Source organism: Mesorhizobium sp. M0047, from assembly GCF_040323315.1.
Lineage (GTDB): Bacteria > Pseudomonadota > Alphaproteobacteria > Rhizobiales > Rhizobiaceae > Mesorhizobium.
Map to the genome: position 1 here is coordinate 61,362 of NZ_JAMYUW010000038.1, position 6,404 is coordinate 67,765.

The following is a 6,404-nucleotide window of genomic DNA, read 5'->3' on the forward strand; positions in this document are numbered from 1 at the left end:
GATGACTAAGCGCTACGACATGCAGCGAGCACATAGTGCACATAGTGGTCTCTAGTCGATCACTGACGTCTTCACCGGACAGCCGGCTACTCTTGACGGTGTGCTAGTCGTGAGGCTGAAGCCAACAGAGGCCGATGACTTGAGAGACCGGAAGGCGAAGGGAATCGCCTGAGCCGCCTGGTGACATGCACCAGCTATGCACCAGCCATGCCAACTCGACTGCCATCATTTTTTGGCGTCTGCTAGCGCGGCTCATCGGCAGGGGTTCATTCGAATCTGCGGCGTGTCTTTCGCTCTTCTGCGTCTTGCAACCTGGTTGGCTCATATTCGAACGACACGCGGTTCCGCCCACGTTGTTTCGCTTCAAAAAGGCACCGTCCGGCAATGCGGAGGACGTTCTGAGTATCTGCATTGCGAGAGATTTCTGCACCCCCGATGCTGACGGTCACCTCTACGACGTCCTGTTGCCCCCGGACCCAGGGAATCCCCTCGATATTCCGACGGATGTTCTCCGCAATCGTCATTCCCTGCTCTTTGCGCGCCTCTCGCAGCAAGATCCCGAACTCTTCCCCGCCAAGACGACCAATTGAGTCACCTGGGCGTGTCGCATAGACGAGGGCCTTTGCAATCTGCACCAAAGTCTCGTCACCCTTGAAGTGTCCATGTTTGTCGTTGATTGAGGAGAAATGATCCGGATCGATCAAGAGAACCGTGTCGCATTCTCCTTCATCGCGCCTCCTGTCCATCCTTGCCATGAATTCACCGCGGCTAAGGAGCCCCGTCATCGGGTCGTGGCTGGTTACGAAGGTGAGCCTCTCGTGCGCCTCTCTGAGGGCTGTGTGTGACTTCTCCAGCTTGTCGCAGGTATCCTGGATCGTTTCCGACTGGGCGAAAATGTAGGCACTGACCGGCATTCCGATCAGGATGGGAATGAAGGTACATTCCACCCAACTCAGCCAGTCGATCGGCATCTGCAACGCAAGCCTGGCCGTGAACGACAGACCGAAGGTCGCCACGACTGCAATTATCGTCACGATTACTGATTTGCCCAGAATACGATTGGTGCGCGGCATCATATCGTTTTTTTAAACACCGGCACTGAATATGACGTTACCAATTCGACTAAGATTATTCGGGCCCAAGCGCTGGTGCAAAAAGCGGCCCTCGACCTTGCCAGAGGGACGTCCATAAGTTGTGTGCGTCAAGTTCTGCAAAAATGGCGTGGCGGTAGCTGTGACGTCGGCGTGTTAGGCCGTTTGGCTGCTGTGGAAGCTTGGCGATTTTCACATATCGCGCGGTTTAGCGCACATGGCCGCGATACCTCCTGCAGTCCACATCCTCAAGGACGCAGGGCTATTCGAATTTGATATCTTGGGGTTATCCGCGCAAGCGTATTTGCACCTACATTAGCCACCACTTGACGAACCCAATGCCCGCACCAGACTTATGGAATGGCTGGAATGGCTCGGGAAATTCGACGCCGATGATGAAATGACGATCACCGTCGCCGTTCTGAAGATGCACGATGACTGGGATCGCAATTCGGCTATTGCGTCCATGTCATTTCTGATCAGCCCGGTGCTGGGCGGAGTCAGCCGAAAGTTCCACGGCCTTTCCCTTTCGGCGCCAAAGCAGACGAAGTCCGCAAACAAGGTGGAGCCCACAGGCGAGATGGCCGGGTACGCGATGAGGCCGCAATGTCACGGTAAATGCCGGCGCTGCTAGCAACATCACCATTAGCGCAGAGCCAAGGCCGAGCCAGAGCATAGCCACTTAAAAGTACGATGATTGTAGGAAAGCCGCCACCCTTCGAATGCTTATATCGCTGTCTGCCAGCCAAGGAGAGGAATGATGAAGAATCCCTATTGGGCCGATGAAACCCAAGACTTCATTCTTCGCGACGTTCTTGATTTGGCCGGTTACAGCGATCATGGCGTCGTAATCACAATGATTAATGCGGAAGGAACGCGACTTCGTCTCCACCTGGAGATCAGCACGGGCGAGCTGCTGTGCGAGCGAATCGCAAGCGCGCTTGAGGGCCGTTACGGGTAGTTCAAAGCCCAAGCGCGGTTCAGGGGTTGATCTGTTTCATTCGCACGCCTGATTGGCTGGAACCACGGCCTAAGGCCTGTTGAGATTCTGGAGGGTTCTGTGTAGTCGCGGGCGCGATTGGGCGGGCACGCACGGGTCGCGACTACATTGAAGCCTGATTGAACTGAACCGCGGGATGGCGGGCGGGGCTATGGGGATTTAGGGCTCGACAGTGTGTCCGAGGCGCCGGAGCGGGCTCGCCGATCGCTCTTAGGCGGTCGCCCGTCGTCGCGATGCAGGACCATCTGCGACGCGAGAGACGGCGCCATTGGGTCGTTGACGCTGAGGTGTAGCGTTGCTGGCGACAGCCAGGCTGCGACTTTGACTAGCGGCGCGCAAAGGCCCTTCGGCGACTGTAGCAGACGCCGGGATGGACGGTGCAAGCGTGTCGGTGCGCAGCGTGTCATGAGGTGTCTGGCCAGGTCGGGGCCTTGCGCGGGATCGGGCCGAGCGAGGCCATGGCGCCACCGCAGCCCGGACAGATGTCCAGGGAGTGCCCTGTGAGACAGCGGTAACGCTGGCGATAGTCGGCGGTCGGGTCCGGCGTCGGCGGCGTGGGCGCCGCCAGAAGAAGACGGCACTGGGCGAGCTTGGCGACGCGGTGGCCGTTGACGAGGAGGCCGTAATGGCGGATGCGATGGAATCCGTCTGGAAGAGCGTGCAGCAGGAAGCGCCGGATGAACTCGTCGGCGCTTAAGGTCATGAGCTTGTGTTTGGACTTGTCGTGGTGGCGATAGTCCTTCCAGCGGAAGCTGACCTTTCCCTGATCCAGGCTCACGAGGCGGCTGTTGGGGATGGCGACGCGATGGGTGTAGCGGCCCAGATAGGCGAGGACCTGTTCGGGACCGCCGAACGGGGGCTTGGCGTAGACGACCCATTCGATGCGCTTCAGTCCAGTCAGTTGGGCGCAGAAAGTGGCAGGGTCGGCCAGGCTGGCGAGATCGCTGAAGAAGCGAAGCTGGCCGGCGTCGAAGGCGTCCTGCAGGCGCCCCAGGAATAGCCGCCTGAACAGACGCGACAGAACCCGCACGGGCAGGAAAAATCCCGGCCGGCAGGCGATCCATCGCTGGTCCCCGGCCTTCGCCGTGGCAGGATCGAGCGACAGGCCGCCGCCCGGCACGACGCAGTGGACATGCGGATGATGGTGGAGATTTTGACCCCAAGTATGAAGCACGGCGACCATGCCGATCTCGGCGCCCAGATGCCTGGGATCGGCCGCCGCCACTCTCAAGGCTTCGGATGCGGCCTTGAACAGGATCGTATAGACCGCCGCCTTGTTCTGGAAGGCGATCTCAGCGATCTGGGCCGGGACGGTGAAGACCACGTGGAAGTATGGGACCGGCAGCAGCTCAGCCTGCCGCTCGGCCAGCCACTGGGCGCGGGCTAGGCCCTGGCACTTGGGGCAGTGACGGTTGCGGCAGGAGTTATAGGCTTGCCGCACGAGACCGCAGTCGGCGCAGTGTTCGGCGTGACCGCCCAGGGCCGCGGTCCGGCACGCCTCCACCGCGCCCATAACCCGGCGCTCGACACGCCCGAGATGGCCGGCATGGTTACGGCCGAATCGTCGGCGATGCGCCGCCGCCCGCATGGCTGATGGCGATGCTGGGCGGAACGACAATGCATGGTGAAAGGGCTTCGTGGTGCAACCTTTGGAGAAACGAGAAATGCGGATTGGAAGGCAAATGCTAATCGCTCTACGGGGGCTGGTTTTCGCGGCGATGGAATTTCGCTTCGGATTATTTAAGGCCACGGCTGGCGCTAACGAGATAATTTGATAAATGCTGGCATTTTGTCGTCCTGCTACGCAAATGTCAGCTTTTCGCTCTAACAATGTCCTTTGGCTGTAATGCCGATCAAGCACCGAAGTTGGCGCGATGGCGGCGGAGAAGACCACGCTCGGCGCTGGCGATGGTCGCCTCGAAATCTTTGGCTTGCCGGCGACAACGTCCCAGCTAGGCGAAAGTTTGCTCGACGACCGGTCGTCGCGGCGGGCACCTCAAAGCCCTTGGCCGTGTCGGAGCGCTTGATGATTTCGATGGTCCATGTGCCGAGATTGGCCAGAGCCTGCGACAGTTTTTCTCGGGCGGGAACGGTCCGGCAATGCCCGCCACTGGCAGCCGGTCAGGCGATGTAGAGATGTAGAGAAGTGCGTCCACGACCGCCCGAAGGTCTGTCGCCAACGCGTGGGTGTTACAAGGGATAGAATGCCGGCGCCCGTTTGAGGGCGCTCTTTTGCTATCGTCGGCAACGTGATGGCAAGTCGGGATCGCGCGTCACGAGCTCGAAAACCACGACTTGTCGCAAACGAAGACAACGGGACGACCGCGGACTGATCCGCGAACCCCTCGAGTTGTGTGCGTCAAGTTGTGCAAAAATGGCGTGGCGGTAGCTGTGACGTCGGTGTCCGCCGCGCAGCTCCCGTGTGTAGCGCCTTATTCGGTGCCTAAATTAGTGCCTAACCTCTTCCGATGATGAATCGCCTGGGTTGCGGCTCGCTGTCTTCGTCTTCCTCGGCGTCCTTGCGGTGATGGGCGGCTTGCCGACAACTATTCTTGCTGGAATTGACAGGGCCAATCTTCAGGCCTCGTCAAGCCAGAAGGCAACTCGGTCCGGGCGTCTCCGCAAGCCATGTTGAGCTGCCACTGGGACAGACCCGCCGAATTGGAAAGATCGAGGCCCTCGATACGGGTCAGAAAGAAAAAAGCGCGGTCAAAGTCTATCGGCGCGGTGAACGTCGCTCCTCGGAAGTCCGCCCGCGCGAGATTGGCAAACGAAAAGCGGCTGCCGCTGATATCGGCTTCATGGAACTGCGCTCGCCCCAATTCCGCCTTTGTGAAATCAACATTGGTCAGATTGGCGTCCTGGAAATTCGAGCGCTGCACTTCCGCGCTCGCAAACACAGCGCCCTGCGCGTCCATACGGCTGAAGTCGGTCCTGTAAGCCTCGATTTTGTCGAACCGGGCGCCTTTGGCGGTCGAGTCGGCCAGGGAAGCACGCACAAGCGTTGCCTTCTCAAAATTTGCCGCACGGAGATTGCTGTTCCTGAGGTCGGTCGAAGTGAAATCAACACCGAACAGGTTCGCCCCGCTCAGGTCCTGTCCTTTTAGGATGAGAAGCTTTTTGTCACAGTCCTGCCAATTGACGCCAGGCGTCGCGGCTGCGTCGCAATTTTGAGCGGCAGTGGCGTTCTGCCAAGCAAATACAGTGCAAACCGCTAGAACCAAGCCGGATGCGCCGTAAACTCTGGTTCGTCTCATTGTTGCTGGACCTCTGCTACTCGCCGACAATCAACCTTACCACATCTGCTGACACTCAAAAGCGACGGCGTTTTTCCCGCTAATCCCGCTAGTCCCCACCGCCAAATGAAAAGCCCGCCACCATGAGGCAGCGGGCCAAAGGTAGCAGCGTGTTACCTTTTAGGCGCCCTACCCGCTAAAAATCAGACCGGGCTGGTCGTTCTTCGCGGTCGTAATCCCCTCGTCGCGATGTTCGCCTGGCTTCGGCCGGACGGAGGCTGCGCTTTGGGTGCCGTTCTCGCAGGTGTTTCGTGATCGTTCTTCCATGTCGATGCGTTGCGGTGCACGCCCAGCGATACGAGAATGTCGCGAGCGACTTGGGACTCCGTCAGTGCGCCGGCGCCGTCGATGTGGCCTAATCCTCCCGACAGAAAAATCCTTGCATCGGGATAGCGCCTGCTGAGATCGACGGTCGCGGTCAGCCGTTCTCCCGCCTCATTCATCGCTAAGGTGCCGCGGTCGCCGCTGATATGAGTGTCGACCGCTCCGCCAAGAAGAATTATGCCGGCGACCGGCCTGTCGATCACCGGTTGGGGGAAGCGGTCTTCTAGTGCCATCAACGCCGCCGGTCCCAGAGGGCTCCAGCCGGAGATGGCGAGCAACAGAACCGAACTTATGATGCATGCCCGTCCGAGGTGGGATCTGCCGAAGAGCGTGGCGAGGACGCCGATCAGCCCGAGGAGGGCGACAAGATTGGAAGGGAGCAGGAAAAACTCGATGAGCTTGGAGATGACGAAAAACATCAGACACTCGCGCTCGCATTTGACAACCGGTGCGCCTCAGAGATGAGGGAGAACCCACGCCTGCACTGGCATTCCGGCATTCGTCTGCTGCATTGGCTGACCGTAATCGCGCTTTCGGCGCAAATCGCCATTGCCTTCGGGCCGATGAACGGACCAGGGATGGCGACGATGAACTGGCTTCCGCTCCATATGTCGATCGGCGTGACGATCCTTGCCATCATTGTTCTCAGGCTTTGCTGGCGCATCTTCACCCAACCCCCTGTCAGGCACACCT

At 59.4% G+C, this 6,404-nt stretch carries 7 protein-coding genes and 1 pseudogene; 3 read left to right on the plus strand and 5 right to left on the minus strand.

Annotated features, from left to right (window positions below; all coding sequences use genetic code 11):
- Window positions 1-266: 266 nt before the first annotated feature.
- Window positions 267-1,076 carry a GGDEF domain-containing protein gene (locus tag NKJ89_RS27655; protein WP_352486175.1) on the minus strand — a complete coding sequence of 270 codons (810 nt, stop codon included), beginning with the start codon at window positions 1,074-1,076 and terminating at the stop codon, window positions 267-269.
- A gap of 370 nt (window positions 1,077-1,446) precedes the next feature.
- On the opposite strand from NKJ89_RS27655, the gene NKJ89_RS27660 reads away from it, so the two are divergent.
- Together NKJ89_RS27660 and NKJ89_RS27665 are read left to right on the plus strand one after the other, a co-directional pair.
- The gene (locus NKJ89_RS27660) at window positions 1,447-1,725 is read left to right on the plus strand and encodes a hypothetical protein (RefSeq protein WP_352486174.1); all 279 of its coding nucleotides are present in this window, start codon (window positions 1,447-1,449) and stop codon (window positions 1,723-1,725) included.
- Window positions 1,726-1,851: 126 nt separating this feature from the next.
- A complete protein-coding gene (locus NKJ89_RS27665; RefSeq protein WP_352486173.1) occupies window positions 1,852-2,052 on the plus strand; it encodes a hypothetical protein in 201 nt (66 codons plus the stop codon).
- Window positions 2,053-2,494: 442 nt separating this feature from the next.
- Here NKJ89_RS27665 and NKJ89_RS27670 read toward each other — a convergent pair whose 3' ends face one another.
- The 4 genes and pseudogenes from NKJ89_RS27670 to NKJ89_RS27685 form a co-directional block, all read right to left on the minus strand.
- Window positions 2,495-3,679: an IS91 family transposase gene (locus tag NKJ89_RS27670; protein WP_352607186.1), complete on the minus strand. Its 1,185-nt coding sequence runs from the start codon at window positions 3,677-3,679 to the stop codon at window positions 2,495-2,497.
- Window positions 3,680-3,944: 265 nt separating this feature from the next.
- Window positions 3,945-4,206 (minus strand): annotated as a pseudogene (locus NKJ89_RS35805) (hypothetical protein); the annotation flags it as partial.
- A gap of 431 nt (window positions 4,207-4,637) precedes the next feature.
- Window positions 4,638-5,348, minus strand: coding sequence for a pentapeptide repeat-containing protein (locus NKJ89_RS27680; RefSeq protein ID WP_023762587.1), 711 nt, complete (start codon window positions 5,346-5,348; stop codon window positions 4,638-4,640).
- A gap of 182 nt (window positions 5,349-5,530) precedes the next feature.
- On the minus strand, window positions 5,531-6,130 hold the full coding sequence (locus tag NKJ89_RS27685; RefSeq protein WP_352487696.1) for a YdcF family protein: 600 nt from the start codon (window positions 6,128-6,130) through the stop codon (window positions 5,531-5,533).
- A 42-nt stretch (window positions 6,131-6,172) separates the two neighbouring features.
- On the opposite strand from NKJ89_RS27685, the gene NKJ89_RS27690 reads away from it, so the two are divergent.
- Window positions 6,173-6,404, plus strand: a 232-nt coding sequence (locus tag NKJ89_RS27690) for a cytochrome b/b6 domain-containing protein (protein WP_352607188.1), incomplete at its 3' end; no start/stop codon positions are given.